The 16284-nt window shown below is 74.0% G+C and carries 10 protein-coding genes; 4 read left to right on the top strand and 6 right to left on the bottom strand.

All coding sequences use genetic code 11. The features are described from left to right. Window positions 1–162: 162 nt before the first annotated feature. Complete coding sequence (locus ACZ4MO_RS12375) at window positions 163–381, top strand: PLD nuclease N-terminal domain-containing protein (protein WP_021483198.1); 219 nt, start codon at window positions 163–165, stop codon at window positions 379–381. A 12-nt stretch (window positions 382–393) separates the two neighbouring features. On the opposite strand, the gene ACZ4MO_RS12370 is transcribed toward ACZ4MO_RS12375, so the two are convergent. Next, window positions 394–834 carry an FAD synthase family protein gene (locus ACZ4MO_RS12370; protein WP_043659407.1) on the bottom strand — a complete coding sequence of 147 codons (441 nt, stop codon included), beginning with the start codon at window positions 832–834 and terminating at the stop codon, window positions 394–396. A 255-nt stretch (window positions 835–1089) separates the two neighbouring features. On the opposite strand from ACZ4MO_RS12370, the gene ACZ4MO_RS12365 reads away from it, so the two are divergent. Beyond that, complete coding sequence (locus ACZ4MO_RS12365) at window positions 1090–1794, top strand: arsenate reductase/protein-tyrosine-phosphatase family protein (RefSeq protein ID WP_051028577.1); 705 nt, start codon at window positions 1090–1092, stop codon at window positions 1792–1794. 7 nt (window positions 1795–1801) lie between these two features. Here ACZ4MO_RS12365 and mfd read toward each other — a convergent pair whose 3' ends face one another. Together mfd and ACZ4MO_RS12355 are read right to left on the bottom strand one after the other, a co-directional pair. Then, on the bottom strand, window positions 1802–5554 hold the full coding sequence (mfd, locus tag ACZ4MO_RS12360; protein WP_175008907.1) for a transcription-repair coupling factor: 3753 nt from the start codon (window positions 5552–5554) through the stop codon (window positions 1802–1804). Between the two features lie 110 nt (window positions 5555–5664). Further along, window positions 5665–7008: a lipopolysaccharide biosynthesis protein gene (locus tag ACZ4MO_RS12355; protein WP_255437194.1), complete on the bottom strand. Its 1344-nt coding sequence runs from the start codon at window positions 7006–7008 to the stop codon at window positions 5665–5667. A 209-nt stretch (window positions 7009–7217) separates the two neighbouring features. Between ACZ4MO_RS12355 and ACZ4MO_RS12350 the strand changes: the two genes are divergently transcribed. After that, window positions 7218–8717: a polysaccharide biosynthesis tyrosine autokinase gene (locus ACZ4MO_RS12350; protein WP_175008908.1), complete on the top strand. Its 1500-nt coding sequence runs from the start codon at window positions 7218–7220 to the stop codon at window positions 8715–8717. Then, complete coding sequence (locus tag ACZ4MO_RS12345; RefSeq protein WP_175008909.1) at window positions 8714–10003, top strand: hypothetical protein; 1290 nt, start codon at window positions 8714–8716, stop codon at window positions 10001–10003. Before ACZ4MO_RS12350 ends, ACZ4MO_RS12345 begins: the two co-directional genes overlap by 4 nt. 61 nt (window positions 10004–10064) lie before the next feature. On the opposite strand, the gene ACZ4MO_RS12340 is transcribed toward ACZ4MO_RS12345, so the two are convergent. The 3 genes from ACZ4MO_RS12340 to ACZ4MO_RS12330 form a co-directional block, all read right to left on the bottom strand. Beyond that, entirely contained in the window at window positions 10065–14384 is a 4320-nt protein-coding gene (locus ACZ4MO_RS12340) for a LamG-like jellyroll fold domain-containing protein (protein WP_175008910.1), read from the bottom strand. A 128-nt stretch (window positions 14385–14512) separates the two neighbouring features. Further along, a complete protein-coding gene (locus ACZ4MO_RS12335; protein ID WP_175008911.1) occupies window positions 14513–15247 on the bottom strand; it encodes a hypothetical protein in 735 nt (244 codons plus the stop codon). Continuing rightward, a complete protein-coding gene (locus ACZ4MO_RS12330; RefSeq protein ID WP_499278984.1) occupies window positions 15244–16224 on the bottom strand; it encodes a glycosyltransferase in 981 nt (326 codons plus the stop codon). Before ACZ4MO_RS12330 ends, ACZ4MO_RS12335 begins: the two co-directional genes overlap by 4 nt. Window positions 16225–16284 lie beyond the last annotated feature (60 nt).

The following is a 16284-nucleotide window of genomic DNA, read 5'->3' as shown; positions in this document are numbered from 1 at the left end:
GGCGGGCGCGACCGGATCCTGCGGCTTTGCAGGATGTTTCCGGATGTTGCTGCAACCTTACAGAGACGGACGCGGCCTGTCACGACCCGTGTCGACGGGCCGTGCCGGTGCGGCGGCGGCCCGGACGGCATAGCGTCGGAGGACACGCCGAGAGGAGACGCCATGGGAACCAAGCGCCGGTGGAAGGACCTGACGAAGGGTCAGCGCATCGCCGTCGGGGTCGTGGGGGCGGCACAGGTCACGCTCACCGCCGCGGCGTACCGGGACCTGGTGCGTCGGCCGGCCGAGCAGGTGAACGGGACCAAGCTCGCGTGGGGCCTCGCGCTCCTCGTCAACTGGGTCGGCCCGATCGCGTACTTCCTCGACGGCCGCAAGAGCTGACCGCGGGAGGGCTCAGCCCTCGACCGTGATCCCGGCCGCCGGCTCGAGCAGCGTCAGCGCGCGCCGCAGCGCGGTGCTCGACGTGTGCACCGTGTAGGGGAAGTAGACGACCTCGACGCCCACCTCGGCGAAGCGGCGCTCCAGCTCGGCGCCCTTCGGGGTCCCGCGCCAGTCGTCGCCCTTGAAGAACACGTCGAACGGGCGCTGCCGCCAGGTCTCGAGCTTGTCGGGCTGGGTCTCGACGAACACCTCGTCGACGAACCGGACGTGGCGGACGATCTCCGCGCGCTCCGTGACGGGGACGACCGGGCGCCGCCCCTTGGCGAGCTCGAGCATGTCGTCGTCCACGACGCCCGCGACGAGGTAGTCGCACTCGCTGCGGGCGTGCCGGAGGACGTTGAGGTGCCCGACGTGGAACAGGTCCCACGCACCGGGGGCGTACCCGACCTTCATGCCCGTCCTCCCGTCCTCGGCCGCGCGCCCCGCACGGCGAGGGGGCCGCGTCCAGGCTAGGACCGGGAGGAGGCCCGGAACCACGCCCCCCGAGGGTGAAGAGTGCGGCCCACCGGGTGAATTGTGGGCCCCACGAGCGCGTGGGAGCGCACCCGCCCGTCCGCCCGGCAGGGCCCCGATCGCTGCGTGCTACCTTCGGTCGGTCGCCTTTCCGGACGACGTCCCCGCGCACCGGAGGGAGTGCCGACCTCAGTCATGCCGTCCCAGGTCCTCACCGTGTGCACCGGGAACGTCTGCCGCTCCCCCACCGCCGAGAGGCTGCTGAGCATCCGCAGCGACACGAGCGTCACGGTGTCGAGCGCCGGGACGCACGCGCTCGAGGGGGCCCCGCTCGACGAGCCGATGGCGCGGCTGCTCGCGGCACGCGGCCTGGAGGCGTCGACGCACACCGGCCGGCAGCTCACCGCGGCGATGATCGAGCAGGCGGACCTCGTCCTCACGATGTCCCGGGCGCAGCGGGCCGCCGTCGTCACCCTCGTCCCGCAGGCCGTGCGACGCACCTACACGCTCCTGGAGCTCGCCGCGCTGCTCTCGGCCGTGGACCTGCCCGTCGACCCGGACGAGACCGACGCCGACCGGATCGCCCGCCTCCCGGAGATCGCGAGCGCGCAGCGCGTCCGGACGATCACCCCGCGCACGCCCCTCGACATCCCGGACCCGCACGGCCGCTCCGAGCGGGCCTACCGGCAGGCGTTCACGACGATCGACACCGCGGTCGCGGCGGTCGCCCGCGTCGTGCACCCGCCCGCAGCCCGGCGCCTCGAGTGGTCCCCCACCCTCACCGAGCGCGGCGCGCGCACGCCGCCGTTCCCCGGCGCCGGCGACGGCACCGACCCCACCGGGCGCGGCGGCAGCAGCTCCCCCCGGCACGGCGGCCGGCGGAGCTGGCGCCTGCGCTGACCGCGCGTCAGCGGGCCGACGACGTCCCCACCGTCGCGGCCGCGCTCACCTCGCCGAGCACCACGGCGTCGATGAGCTGGCGCGCCCACCCGAGGACCTCCGCGCCTCGCAGCGGACGGCCGCCGATGCGCGCCGTCGTCGGGTACGGCACGAGGATCGCGCGGATCGCGGGCTTGAGCAGCGTGCCCGGGTAGAGGCGCTTGAGCCGCAGCTGCGCCGACTCGGGGAGGTCGACCGGCGCGAACCGGATGAACTTGCCCTGCGCCGTGACGTCCGTGAGCCCTGCCCGGCGGGCGTGGTTGCGGAAGTCCGCGACGTCGAACAGCGCGGACGCGACGTCCGGGAGCGCGCCGTAGCGGTCGACGAGCTCGGCCCGCACCTCGGCGAGCTCCGGCGCGTCGGCCGCGGCGGCGATCTTCTTGTACGCCTCGAGCCGCAGGCGCTCGGTCGCGATGTAGGACTCCGGCAGGTGCGCGTCGACCGGGAGCTCGATCGACACCTCCGGCTGCTCCTCGGGCCCGTCGCCGCGGTAGTTCGCCACGGCCTCCCCCACCATGCGCACGTACAGGTCGAACCCGACGCCCGCGATGTGCCCGGACTGCTCCCCGCCGAGCAGGTTGCCCGCGCCGCGGATCTCGAGGTCCTTCATCGCGACCTGCATGCCCGCGCCGAGGTCGGTGTGGGCCGCGATCGTGGCGAGGCGGTCGTGCGCGGTCTCGGTGAGGGGCCGCTCGGGCGGGTACAGGAAGTACGCGTACGCGCGCTCGCGCCCACGGCCCACGCGGCCCCGGAGCTGGTGGAGCTGGGACAGCCCGAGCATGTCCGCGCGCTCGAGGATGAGCGTGTTCGCGTTGGAGATGTCGAGGCCCGTCTCGATGATCGTCGTGCAGACGAGGACGTCGAGCTCCTTCTCCCAGAACGCCCGGATCACCTGGTCGAGCTGGTGCTCGTTCATCTTGCCGTGCGCGACGCCCACGCGGGCCTCGGGGACGAGCTCGCGCAGCCGCGACGCGGTGCGCTCGATCGTCTCGACCTTGTTGTGCACGTAGAACACCTGGCCCTCGCGCAGGAGCTCGCGGCGCAGCGCGGCGGCGATCTGCTTCTCCTCGTACGCCCCGACGTACGTGAGGACGGGGTGCCGCTCCTCCGGCGGGGTCGCGAGCGTCGACATCTCGCGGATGCCCGTGACGGCCATCTCGAGCGTGCGCGGGATCGGGGTCGCGGACATGGCGAGCACGTCCACGTTGGTCCGCAGCTGCTTGAGCGTCTCCTTGTGCTCGACGCCGAACCGCTGCTCCTCGTCGATGATGACGAGGCCCAGGTCCTTGAACCGCACGCTGCCCGTGATGAGGCGGTGGGTGCCGATGACGACGTCCACGGTGCCCTGGGCCAGCCCGTCCACGACCTCCTCGGACTCCTTGGGGGTCTGGAAGCGCGAGAGCGCCTTGACCGTCACGGGGAAGCCCGCGTACCGCTCGGAGAACGTCTCGAGGTGCTGCTGCACGAGCAGCGTCGTGGGCACGAGCACCGCGACCTGCTTGCCGTCCTGGACGGCCTTGAACGCCGCGCGGATCGCGATCTCCGTCTTGCCGTAGCCGACGTCGCCGCACACGAGCCGGTCCATGGGGACCGTCTTCTCCATGTCGGCCTTGACCTCGTCGATCGTCGCGAGCTGGTCGGGCGTCTCGACGTACGCGAACGCGTCCTCGAGCTCGCGCTGCCACGGCGTGTCCGGGCCGAACGCGTGGCCCTGCGTCGCCATGCGGGCCGAGTACAGGCGGATGAGCTCGCCCGCGATCTCCTTGACGTGCTTGCGCGCGCGGGACTTCGTCTTGGCCCAGTCCGACCCGCCCATCTTGTTGAGGCTCGGCGCCTCGCCGCCCGTGTACTTCGTGACCTGGTCGAGCTGGTCCATGGGCACGAACAGGCGGTCGCCCGGCTGGCCGCGCTTGCTCGACGCGTACTCGATCACGAGGTACTCGCGCGTCGCGGCGTTGCCGCCCGTGCCGAGCGTGCGCTGCACGAGCTCGACGAAGCGGCCCACGCCGTGCTGCTCGTGCACGACGAAGTCGCCCGCCTTGAGCTGGAGCGGGTCGACGACGTTGCGACGCCGGCTGGGCATCTTGCGCATGTCGCGCGTGCTCGTGCCGGCGCGGCCCGTGAGGTCGGCCTCGGAGAAGACGGCGAGGCGCAGCCCCGGCGCGACGAAGCCCTTGCCGACCATCGCCGGGGTGACGAGGACGATGCCGCCCTCCGGCTCGTCGTCGAGCCGCGGCACGAGGCGCGCGGGCGTGTCCGCCGCGCCGAGCTGCTCGACCATGCGCTTGGCCGGCCCGTGGCCCTCCGTCGTGAGCACGAGCCGCCAGCCCGCGTGCTGCAGGCCGCGCACGTCGTCGAGCGCGCGCGCCACGTCGCCGCGATAGGACTCGACGTCGCGCGCGCCGAGCGTGAAGGTCGGCACGCCGTCGGCGCTCTCGCCGACGTGGGCGGCCGTCGTGCCCGCGCCGTCGCTCGCCGCGGCGGTGCTCCCGCCCGTGCTCCCGTCGGCGTCCGGCGGGACGTCCAGGTCGGGGTTGTCGAGCGCGAACGACGACAGCGTCCACCAGCCCAGCCCGCGGCGCTGCGCGACCGCGCGCACCTCGGAGAACGTCTCGAACGACGCCGCGGACAGGTCCACCGGCGCCTTGCCGCCCGCCACCGCACCCGTCCAGGCCGCGGCGAGGAACTCCTCCGTCGTCGCCACCAGGTCGTGGGCGCGACGGCGCACGCGCTCGGCGTCGTCCACGACGAGGAGCGCGTCGTCGGGCACGAGCTCCAGCACCGGGACCATGCGGTCCACGAGCACCGGCGCGAGGGACTCCATGCCCTCGACGGCGACGCCCGCCGCGAGCCGGTCGAGCATCTCCGTCGCGCCCGGCAGGTCCTCCACGAGCGCGGCGGCGCGCGCCCGCACCGAGTCCGTGAGCAGGATCTCGCGGCACGGCGGCGCCCACAGCCCGTGCTCGGCGATCTCCAGGCTGCGCTGGTCCGCGACCGCGAACCAGCGGATCTCCGACACCTCGTCGCCCCAGAACTCCACGCGCAGCGGGTGGTCCTCCGTGGGCGGGAAGATGTCGAGGATGCCGCCGCGGACCGCGAACTCGCCGCGCCGCTCGACCATGTCCACGCGCGTGTACGCCGCCGCGACGAGCCGCTCCGCGACGTCCGTGAGGTCCGCGGTCGTGCCCGCGTGCAGCGCGACCGGCTCGAGGTCCCCCAGACCGTCCACGACGGGCTGCAGGAGCGCCCGGACGGGCAGGACGAGCACCCGGACGGGACCGGACGGCCCGACCTCCGGGTCCGGGTGCGCGAGGCGGCGGAACACCGCGATGCGCTTGGCGACCGTGTCCGCGCGCGGGCTCAGGCGCTCGTGCGGCAGGGTCTCCCAGCTCGGCAGCACCGCGACGACGTCGCCGAGCTCGTCCGGCAGGTAGGCGCGCACGCTCGCGGCCAGCTCGTCGGCGTCGCGGCCCGTCGCGGTGACCACGACGAGCGGCCGCGAGCCGGTGGCCCACGCCTGGCCGGCCCGGGCGTCGGCCGCCGGGGCCTCGCCGTCCGGCACCGGCCCCGTCGCGCGCGCCCCCGCCATCGCCGCGAGGAGCGGCGGGCGGACGCCGGCCGGGCCGACGACGTCGGCCTCGCCGCGTGCGCGCACGTGCTCGACCGCGGCCGCCGCGGCCTGGTCGGCGAGCAGCGCGGGCAGGATGCCGGTGAGGTTCATGGGGGTCCTTCGAGGAGAGGGCACGACGACGGTCCCGACCGGGGCGGGCGATCGGGTCCGGCGTCCACACTACGCGCGTGGACCCACATCGTTCCGCGCGCGGTCCTGCGTCAGGCCCCTGCCACCGGGGCCTCCTCCGAGCGACCGGCCGCCGCGGCCCGCCGTCGGGCGCGCAGGTCCCGGGCGACCCAGATCGAGTTCGGCACCACCTGGAAGACGAAGATCGCGACCGCCGACCCGACGACCGGCCCGGCCGCGCCCAACGGCTCGATGAGCACCCACGAGAGCGCCACGTTGCTCACGGTCATGAGCAGGACGGGGACGACCTGGAACCGCAGGCCGCGCTCGTCGGTCATGTACATGCCCGGCGGGTAGTTGAGCGCCTGGACCGCGACGAGCGCGCAGTAGCCGAGGACGAGCGCGAGGGGCACGGTGATCTTGCCGTCGGCCACGACGTCCTGGAGGAACGGCAGGCACAGCGCGAGCACCGCGGACAGCAGCACGCCCCCGGCGAGGAACGCGAGCGAGATCCGGAACGGGCTCATCACCTCGTCGCGCGCCCGCGCCTGCGCGAAGTAGGGCCACATGCTGACCCCCGCCGCGATGATCGCCTGCATGACGAGCCCGAAGAGCTGGGTCGCGAACGTGTACTGCGCGAGCGCCTGCGTCGTGGACAGGTGGGACAGGAGCAGCCGGTCGCTCTGCATCGCCACGGGCATCGCGACGGACTGCACGAGCATCGGCACCGCGACCGCCGCCACCGGGACCCCGGGCACCGCCCGGCGCCGCGGGACGTCGCGGAACGCCCGGCCGACCTGGGGTGCCAGCAGACGCGCGGCGACGCTCACCGTGATGGCCGACGCGAGCCCGGCCGCCACGTAGGAGACGAGCGCCACGTAGTCGCCGCCCTGCCCCTTGCCCACGAGGACGAGCACGACGACGCCGACGAAGAAGAGCGGCGACACGATGCCCTGGAGGAACGTCTGGAGCACGTTCTGCTTGAGCCCGATGAGGACCCGGATGCCGATCCCGAGCGGGAGCGAGAGCCCGAACACGACGAGGCACAGGGTCGCGACGACGTCGCCGCCCGCGACGAGGCCGTCGCCCAGCAGGAGGGGCCACCACCCGAGGAGCTGGATCGCCACGCACACGGCGGCGATCGTCAGGCCCGACACGGTGAGGACGCGCAGCGCCGTCGTCAGCGTCCGGTGCACGCGCTCCGACTCGCGCGGCGACGACGCCTCCGCGATGGCGTTGATGACGACCGCGCCGATGCCCAGGTCGGCGAACGGCAGAAGGTTGCGCAGCCCGTTGAGCAGCCCGTACTGGGCGTACGACGCGACGCCGAAGTGCTCGATGATCAGACGGCTGGTGACGATCCCGAGCAGGCCCGCCAGTCCCATCACGGCGACCTTGGCGCCGGCCGTCCCGGTCACCGAACGCCAGAGGCCCACTCGTCCTCCTCGTGCTCCCGGTGCGTCGCCCGCAGGCCCGAGCGCCGGACCGCTGCCCGGAATTCACGATCTTAGGACCTTCTCCACGAGATCCGACCGCCGCGGGAGGGTGAATCCCGCCCGACCTGCGGCGACCGTCCGGTGCGCCCGACTACGGTGGACGGCAGGGCCCGTCGCCGACGGTGCCGACCGGCCGCGGAGGGCGAGAGATGACGCTGCGCGAGTACGTGACCGCGGTGCTGCGCCACTGGATCGTGGTCGCCGTGTGCGCCGTCCTGGGGGCGGTCGCCGGGTTCGGCTACGCCCGCTCGGAACCGAAGGTCTACCAGTCGTCGGCGTCCGTGATGGTCGTGCCCGAGCAGGGCGAGAACGCTGCGGAGCTGGTGCAGGGCTCGAACTACGTGCAGAACCTCGTCGCGTCGTACGCGGTGCTCGCGCAGTCGCCGTACGTGCTCGAGCCCGTGATCGAGGACCTGGGGCTCGACACCACGCCCGCCCGTCTGGCCCGCAGCGTCAGCGTCAACACGCCGCTCAACACGGTCGTCATCGAGATCGCGGTGAGCGACACCTCGCCCGACCGCGCGCGCGAGATCGCCGACGGCATCAGCGACCAGCTCGCGCTGGCCGTCCCCGAGCTGTCGCCGCAGCTGGCCGACCGCTCGTCGGCCGTGCGGATCACGACGATCGCCCCCGCCCGCCAGCCGGTGAACCCCATCGCGCCCAACACGCGCCTGCTCATGATGGTCGGCCTCGCCGCCGGGCTCGCCGTCGGCGTGACGTACGCCGTCCTGCGCGAGCTGCTCGCGCGCCGCGTCGTCAGCTCGTCGTCGATCCAGTCGATGCTCGGCGTGCCGTTCCTCGGCGAGGTCGTCAAGGTGCCGTCGCGCACGTCGCTGCCCGCGGTCGTCGCCGCCGGGCCGGGGAGCCGCCCGTCCGAGAGCGTGCGCACGCTCGTCGCCAACGTCCGCTTCGCCGACGTCGACCACGGCCGCCGCGTGCTCATGGTCTCGTCCGGCGACGCGGGCGAGGGCAAGAGCTCGATCGCGATCAGCCTCGCGCTCTCGCTCGCCGAGGACGGGAGCAGCGTGCTCCTCGTCGACGCCGACCTGCGCCGGCCCTCGATCGCGCGCGTCACCGGGCTGGAGGGGTCGGTCGGCCTGACGAACCTGCTCGTCGGCGACGTGGCCCAGGAGGACATCGTGCTCCCCTGGACGCGCCCCAACCTCTTCGTGCTGCCGAGCGGCGTCCTGCCCGCGAACCCCGGCGTGCTGCTGTCCTCCGAGCGGCTCGTCGCCGTGATCGGCGACCTGCGCACGCACTACGACTACGTCGTGATCGACACTGCGCCGATCCTCCCGCTGAGCGACCCGCTCTGGCTCTCGCGCGCGGTGGACGGCGTGCTCGTCGTCGCCCGGGCGCGCAAGACCCGCATCTCGCGGCTGCGCCAGACGGTCGACAAGTTCGAGCGGGGCGAGGCGGACGTCATCGGCATCGTGCTCAACGACGTCAAGCCGCGCGGGCGCAGCGCCTACTACGTCAACGACTCCCGGGTCGGCGTCCCCGGCGCGTTCACGCGCGAGCCCGGGTCCCCGGACGTCCGGGCCGCCGCGGCGACCGGGGAGGCTGCGGCGGCCGGGGACGCGTCGTCGGCCGGGGGCGCCGCGGAGACGCGCGCCGTCGAGGACGCGGACCGCCGCACGCGGCCATGACGGCGCGAGCCGAGCCCGGCACCGAAGCCGGGGCCGCGGGGACCGCCCCGGCGGCGGCACCGCTGCCCGGGGTGTCCGACGTCGCGACGCGCATCGCGGCCGGCGCCGCCGCGCTCGCGTGCGGCGCCTGGATCCCGATCGTCGCGGGGATCACCCCGGCGATCGTCGTCGGGCTCGTGCTGCTCCCCGTGTGGCTCCCCGTCGTGCGCCGGTCCCGGCCCGGCCGGTGGTTCGTGGGGCTCGGCGTCCTCGCGCTGCTCAGCGGCGTCCTGCTCACCGAGCTCTCCGCCCCGGAGCGCATGCTGTCCTCGCTGGCCCTGCGCGACGGCCTCATCACCCTCTCCGCGCTCGTCCTCGGCGCCGGCGTGCTCCTGTGGTGCCGCGCCGTCCTCGAGACGTCGACCGTCGCCGTCCTCTTCGGGGTCGGTGCGCTCGCCGCGGCCGTGCTCCGGACGGGGGGCGCCGACAACCCCTGGAAGTACACGTTCGGCATGCCCGTGACCGTGCTCGTGCTCGCGCTGTGCCTCAGCACGCGGTCGCGCGGGCTCCAGGTCGTCGCGGCCCTCGCGCTCGCCGGGGTCTCCGCCGTCAACGACTCGCGGTCGGCCGCGACCACGATGCTCATGGTCGCCCTCCTCGTCGCCTGGCAGGCGATGCGCACGGGCCTGCGCGTGCGGTCCGGCGGGGTGCGCGTCGCGACGCAGCTCGGCGTGCTCGCGCTCGTCGTCTTCCTCGGGATGCAGACCCTCGTGCTCGACGGCTACCTCGGCGCGGACGCGCAGCAGCGCACCGAGATGCAGATCCAGACGTCGGGTTCCGTCTTCACGGGCGGGCGGCCCGAGATGGGCGCCGCGACCGCGCTCGTGGCGGCGAGGCCCTGGGGGTACGGCGCGGGCGCCGTGCCCAACCTCGAGGACCTGCTCACCGCCAAGACCGGGATGGCGCGGCTCAACTACGACCCGAACAACGGCTACGTGGAGAAGTACCTCTTCGGGTCCGGCTTCGAGGTGCACTCCGTGCTCGGCGACCAGTGGATCCGGTTCGGGCTCGCCGGCATGCTGTTCGCCGTCGTGTGCGTCGTCGTCGTCTGGCGCGGCACGCTGGCCGACCTCGGCCGCAACGCGGCGTCCGCGCTCCTGCTCTACCTCGCGCTGTCGTGCGCGTGGGACCTGCTCTTCAGCCCGTTCTACTCGGTGTCCGCCACCGTCCTCATGCTCGGCGTGGCGATCGCGACCCCGTACACGCTGCCCGACCGCGGCAGCACCGTCCCGGTCGGCTCCCCCTGAGCACGCCGGTGCCCCCGGGTCGAGGACCCGGGGGCACCGGCGGACGTGCGGGACGCGGGGCCTACGGCTCGCGCACCACCTTGACGTCGTCGAACGACACGCGCGTCGTCGGGTTGGTGGACACCGAGCTCACGGCCACCTTGATGCTCACCGTGCCGGGCGCCTGGAGCGCCGCCGTGGTGTCGGTCGCCTCGAGGTGCCACGCCTGCGCCGGGCCGGCCGCCGTGGGCCACACCTTGGCGGAGAGCGTCGTCGGGGACGTCCCGACCGCCGAGAGCGAGACCGTGTACCGCGCACCGGGTGCGTACGTCACGGGGAGCAGCTGGTTGCCGAGGAGCGTCTCGTCCCGGAGCAGGTAGAGCCGCACGAGCCCGTTGGGCTCGAGCCGGACGCGCGCGGAGTACGTGCTCGTCCCGACCTGCCGGCCGATGAGCGTGACCGACGTCGTCCCGCCCACGGACGCGACGTCCGCCCAGAACGTCGTCTCGGTGCGAGCCCGCGACTCGGAGACCCCCACGAGGCGCGCCTCGCGCGTCCAGGAGGGCGACAGCGCCAGCGTGCCGGCCGAGTCCGCGACCGAGAAGGCCGCGGCGCCGCCGAGCGCGGACCACCCCGCGCCCGACGTCGTGGTGCCCCAGCCGGAGGTCACCGCGCGGTCGAACGTGTCGCGCACGACGACGTTCTCGGCCGGCGCGGTCGCCACGACGTCGTGCGACACGGAGGACGTGCCCCCGCGGTCGTCCGTCACCGTGAGCGTGACCGTGTAGGTCCCGGCCTGCGCGTAGGTGTGCGAGGCCGTGGCGCCCTCCGCCGTCGCGTCGTCGCCGAAGCTCCACGCGTACGACGCGATCGTGCCGTCCGGGTCGCTCGACGACGAGCCGTCCACCGCGACGGTGAGGTCCGTCGTGGAGGCCGTGAACGCCGCCTGGGGCTCCACGTTCGGCGCGAGCACCTGCACCGAGGTCGTCGCCGTGGCCGTGGCCCCGCGGTCGTCGGTCACGTCGAGCGTGATCGTGTACGTCCCCGGCGCGTCGTAGGTGTGGGTCGCCGTCGCCCCGGTGCCGGTCGCGCCGTCACCGAAGTCCCACGCGTACCCGGTCAGCGTGCCGTCCGGGTCGCTCGAGCCCGACCCGTCGACCGACACCGTGAGCCCGTCGGCCTGCGCCGTCACGACCGCCTGCGGCGGGACGTTCGGCGTGGTGCCGGAGCCCAGCTGGAAGTGCTGCTTCACCTGGGCCGGCGTGAGCGCGACCGGGTAGACGGCCGCCTCGTCGAGGTAGCCCTTCCAGTAGGTGTCGCCCTCCCAGCCGTTGTCGCCGCCGAGCCGCCAGTAGCCGGTGGTGTTCTCCGGCACGGCCTTGTCGTTCGACCCGACCAGCTCGCCGTCGAGGTAGAGCCGCATGCCCTCGCTCGACTGCGTCGCCACGACGTGGTGCCAGGCGTTGTCCCGGTACGACCCCGTGGTGCTGAGCACCTGCTGCGCGCCGTCGTACGCGCCGAACTTCACCTTGCCGTCGGCCGACATGTAGACGTGGCGGTCGTAGTTGGAGCTCGTGCCCGTCCGGCTGCTGCCGAACCCGATGAGCTTCCCGCCGGTCGTGGTGTCGGTCTTGAACCAGGTCTCGACCGAGTACACCGTCGGGTTGGCGTAGCTGCGCTGGCTCGCGACCAGCCCGCCGTTCCAGGTGCCGAAGATGTTCTTCGTCGGCTGGAAGCGCACCGCCGTGTCCGTGACGCCCGTGAGCGCGCCGGTCTGCGACTTCGTCACGGGGCCGGAGTACGAGCCGTCGGACGCGTCGGGGCCGGAGTCCTTCGCGACCGAGCCCGAGGACTCGCCGAGCCGCCAGTACAGCGTCGGCTCGAGCGAGTAGACCGCCTGGCCGTACGCGTCCTGCGGCGCGGTGGCCCCGGCCGCGGGACGGCCGCTCGCCGTCCAGTGGTCGGCGACCTCGCCGCGGGTGAGCGCACGGTCGTACACGGCGACGTCGGAGATGGTGCCGTTGAAGAAGTTCGAGCTCCCGCTGTTCGGCCAGCCCGACTGGCTGTCCCCACCGACGCGCCAGTAGCCCGAGTAGGACTGCGCCGACGTCGTGTCGCTGCGCTGACCCGCCTTGACGCCGTCGACCCAGAAGGTCATGCCGGAGCCGTCGAGCGTGCCGACCACGTGGTGCCACGCGCCGTCGTTGTACGAGCCGGCGGTCGTGATCTCGCGGACCATCCCCGGGTGGACGCCGAACGTCAGGCGCCCCGAGTTGTTCATGTAGATGTGCCGGTCGTAGCTCGACGACGTCCCGGTCTTGGCGTTGCCGAAGCCGACGATCTTGCCGCCCGACGTCGAGGTCGTGCGGAACCAGGCCTCGACGGAGAACCGCTGCGGTCCGGTGGTCGCGGTCGGGGTGCTCCCGGAGACGCCGTTGGCGCCCGAGAAGCGCGTCGCCTTCGCCGTCGGCGGGACGTCCTTGCCGTCGACGCCGCGGGTCGTGCCGTTCGTAAGCGCGAGGTCGGACAGCGAGGCCCAGTCGGTCGCGCTGCTCCCGCTCGCCTCGTTCATCGGCCAGTAGCTCACCGGCGAGTCGCCGAGCACCGAGTCGTTGTAGGCCGTGCTCGACCCCTGCGCCGCGATCGTGACCGGCGTCCAGTTCGAGACCGTGGAGTTGCCGTCGCCGTCGATCACCTTGACGCGGTACTCGACCCTGCTGCCCGGCGCGAGGCCGGAGTCGGTGTAGCCCATGGTCGGGCGCACCCAGTACGTGGACGACGCCTTCTGCGTGGAGATCGGGGCGGTCGTGCCGCGGCGGTACAGCTCGTACGTGAGCTCGGCGTTGTCCTGGTCGATGTTCGCCGGCCAGGAGACGCGGGCGCTCCCGCTGACGAGGGACCGCGTCGAGATGACGTACTGCCCGCCCTGGATCGTCGGGCCGATCTTCGTCGGGGCGACGTCGCGCCGCGCGAACCGGACCAGGCCCTGCTGCCGCGCCCCGGCGACGCGCGTGAACTCGCCTCCGTACACGACGTACTTGTCGTTGGCCGTGATGTCCCACCCGGCCTGCGAGATCCCGGACGCGCTGCCCGTGCTCCACGTCGGGTACCAGTGCAGCAGCTTGCCCGCCGTCTGGCCCGTGAAGCTGCGGTAGCCCCAGATGTCCGGGGTGATCTTGCGGTCCGACGGCTCCTTGGCGAAGGCCAGCGAGTGGTTCACCGTCCAGGGGTCCGTCTGCGGGAACTCGCCGATGTTGCCGCAGTAGTGCGCGTGGGTCGCGACGTAGACGGAGTCGCCGGCCGGGTACACGGAGTACGTGTCGCCGTGGCAGTCCTCCATCCAGACGAGCGACCCGTCGGACCAGCTCGCGCGGAACGAGCCCTCGAAGTCGTCGTCCGTCTTGCTGCCGCCGAAGTCGTAGCCCGAGCCGTAGACGCTGTCGCCGTCGGACGCGAGCGAGTAGATCGCGGCGTTGTCGCCGCCGTTGCGGATCACGGAGTTGACGGCCCACGGGAGCACGGTGCCCGTCGTCGCGTCGAGGGCCGCCATGCCGCGGCCCGGGTTCGTCGACCCGTTGGTGCTCGTGAACGAGCCCGCGACGACCACCTTGGCGCCGTCGGGCGAGATCTCGATCGCGCGGCCGCCGTACCCGCCGGCGAGCTCCGGCGCGAAGCCGAGCAGCGCGCCCGTGGACGCGTCCAGCGCGGCGATGCGGGCGCGCGCGGTGTTGTTGACGTTGGAGAACTCGCCGGTGATGTAGACCGTGGAGTTCGTCGCCTTGATGTCGTAGACCGTGGAGTTCGTGCCCGGGTTCCAGCTCGAGACGAGCGCCCCGGTCGCGGTGTCGAACGCCGCGAGGCGGTACCGCGTCTGGCCGGCGATCTCGGTGAACGCGCCCGCGACGTAGAGCCGCTTGCCGTCCGGCGACGACGAGATCGCGAGGACGCGGCCGTTCGTGCCCGGGTTCCAGGACCCGTCGAGCACACCGGTCTCGACGTCGTACCGCAGGATGTTCGCGCGCGGGGTCTCCCCCGTCCCGGCCGCCGCACCCGCGGGGCGCGCCGAGGTGAACTGGCCGCCGGCGTACGCGCGTCCGCCGACGATGGTCTGCGCCCAGACGATCCCGTCGATCTGGGTCGTGGGCAGAGGGTCGGCCGTGACCGGGACGGTCGCGTCGGCCGGGGTGGCGGCCGCGGCCACCGGCGCGTCGGGCGCGACGGCGGCGGGGGCCGCGACGGGCGCCGCGGTCTCGACCGCACCGGCCGACGGGGCGACCAGCGCCGTCGCCACGAGGGCGGCGACGGTCAGCCCGGCGACCCGGCCGACGACGCGTCGTCGTCCCGGCGGCGCGCCCCGAAGAGAGCCCTGGACGACCGTCCGACTCACATCATTGTTTTTCATGGGTGACTCTCTTCGTCGCGGACCCGCGGAAATGCCGGTCCATCAGCCGGACGTTGTGACTGTAGCGCCGGTGAACCGGCCGCAGAACGGCGCGAGCGGGCGAAATTTACCGCCCCTTCCCGCGCGGGTCAGGACAGATCGCCGCGAAACACCACGGTCGACGTGCCCGGCGCGTACTCCACCGCGACGGTGACGTCGTCGCGGTCGGCGTCGGGGATGGAGAACAGGACGACGCCCGTCCCGCTCTCGCCCGGGGCGAGCTCGCCCTCGAAGGGCTGTCCGCCGGGCTGCACGAGGCGCCCGGCCGGCGCGCGGTCCTCGCCCGTGTAGGCGTTGACCACGGCGTAGGAGAGGTCCAGCGGGGCGTCGGTCCCGTTCGTCACCTCGACGGTGAGGCGGACGGCCGGACCCGAGGTCTCGCCCGCGGCCACGGCCTCGCCCTCGACGTGCTCGACCTGCGCGAGCCGCACGGTCACGCCGTCGGGCGCCTGGACCGTCTGGTCCGGCGCGGCCGGCTCGAGCTCGGGGGCCACGGGCACGACGGCGGGGTCCGTCCCGTCGGCCGGGGCCGTCCCGGCGGTCCCGTCGCCGCCCACCGCGTCCGCGCCGTCCCCGGCGTCCGTGTCGTCCGACGGCGTCGCGTCGGCCGAGGCGTCGCCGCTCGCCCCCGGGGAGGCGACCGGCGCGGGCGTGACCGTCCCGCCCGGGGACTCGTCGCCGTCGGACCGCCACGGCTGCAGCACGACCAGGGTGACGGCGACCGCGAGCGCGACCGCTGCCCCGATCACCGCGACGACGCGGCGGGAGGGCCGCCGTGCCGGGGTGGCGCCACCCTCGGGGGCGCCGTCGTTCTCCGCGTTCATCGTCCGCCTCCGGTCGTGCTCCGTGCCGGCTCGCGCCGGTCCGCCGTCGCGGCGCCCTGCCGGGCCGCCCGTCGGCCGTCGCGCAGCCCGCGCCAGGCCGCCCGCAGCGGGACCACCGGCCGCAGGAACTGGCGCCGGCCGCCGCGCCGCAGGACCGCGCGGGCGTTGCCCGGCGCGCTGCGCCGCCAGCGCCGCACGGACACCTCGTCGAGGTGCTGCGCGGCGAACAGCATCCGGTTGCGGATGTTGTAGTAGTAGTACGTCTCCGACTTGGCCTCCGGCCGCTGCCGGCCGTCGCGGTGGGTCCCGCCCTCGTCGTGGACCGCGACGGCGTCCTCGACGACCGCGACCCGGCCGCCCGCACGCTGCAGGCGGTAGGACAGGTCGACGTCCTCCCAGTAGAGGAAGTAGGCGTCGTCGAACCCGCCCGTGCGCTCCCAGACCTCCCGGGTGACGAGCAGGCACGCGCCGCTCAGCCACTCCACGCGCGCGGCGCCCGGATGCTCGTCGCGGCGCGACGGCGAGCGGAACGTGCCGTCGTCGAGGTAGACGTCGAGGCCCCCGAACCAGCGGCGCCCGGCGGGCGTGCGGACGACCGGGGAGACGAGGAGCAGGCGGTCGTCGTGGACGGCCGCCCGCAGCGTCCGGACGTCGGCCGCGGCGATCGTCGCGTCGGGGTTGAGCAGCAGCACCTCGTCCGCGCCGGCGTCGAACGCCGCGCGCATCCCCAGGTTGGCGCCGCCGCCGAAGCCGAGGTTCTCCGCCGGGGCGAGCAGGTCCCAGCCGCGCGCGTCCGCCAGGCGCGAGACCCGCTCGCGCTCCGTCGCCGTCGACCGGTTGTCGACGACGAGCACGCGCGCCTCCCCGACAGCGCCGCGCGCGCCGAGGTTGCGCTCCAGGAGGGCGGCGGAGCCGTAGCTCACGACCACGATCGCGAGGTCGCCGGAGGCGTCCGAGACGTCGTCCACGGTCGTCACCTCCAGGTCCTGGCACGTCGGCCGTCGCGGCGATCCTAAGCCCGTCGCGCGGCCGTGACG

This window comes from Sphaerisporangium cinnabarinum (genome assembly GCF_055567015.1).
This window is presented reverse-complemented; position numbering and strand designations above follow the sequence as displayed.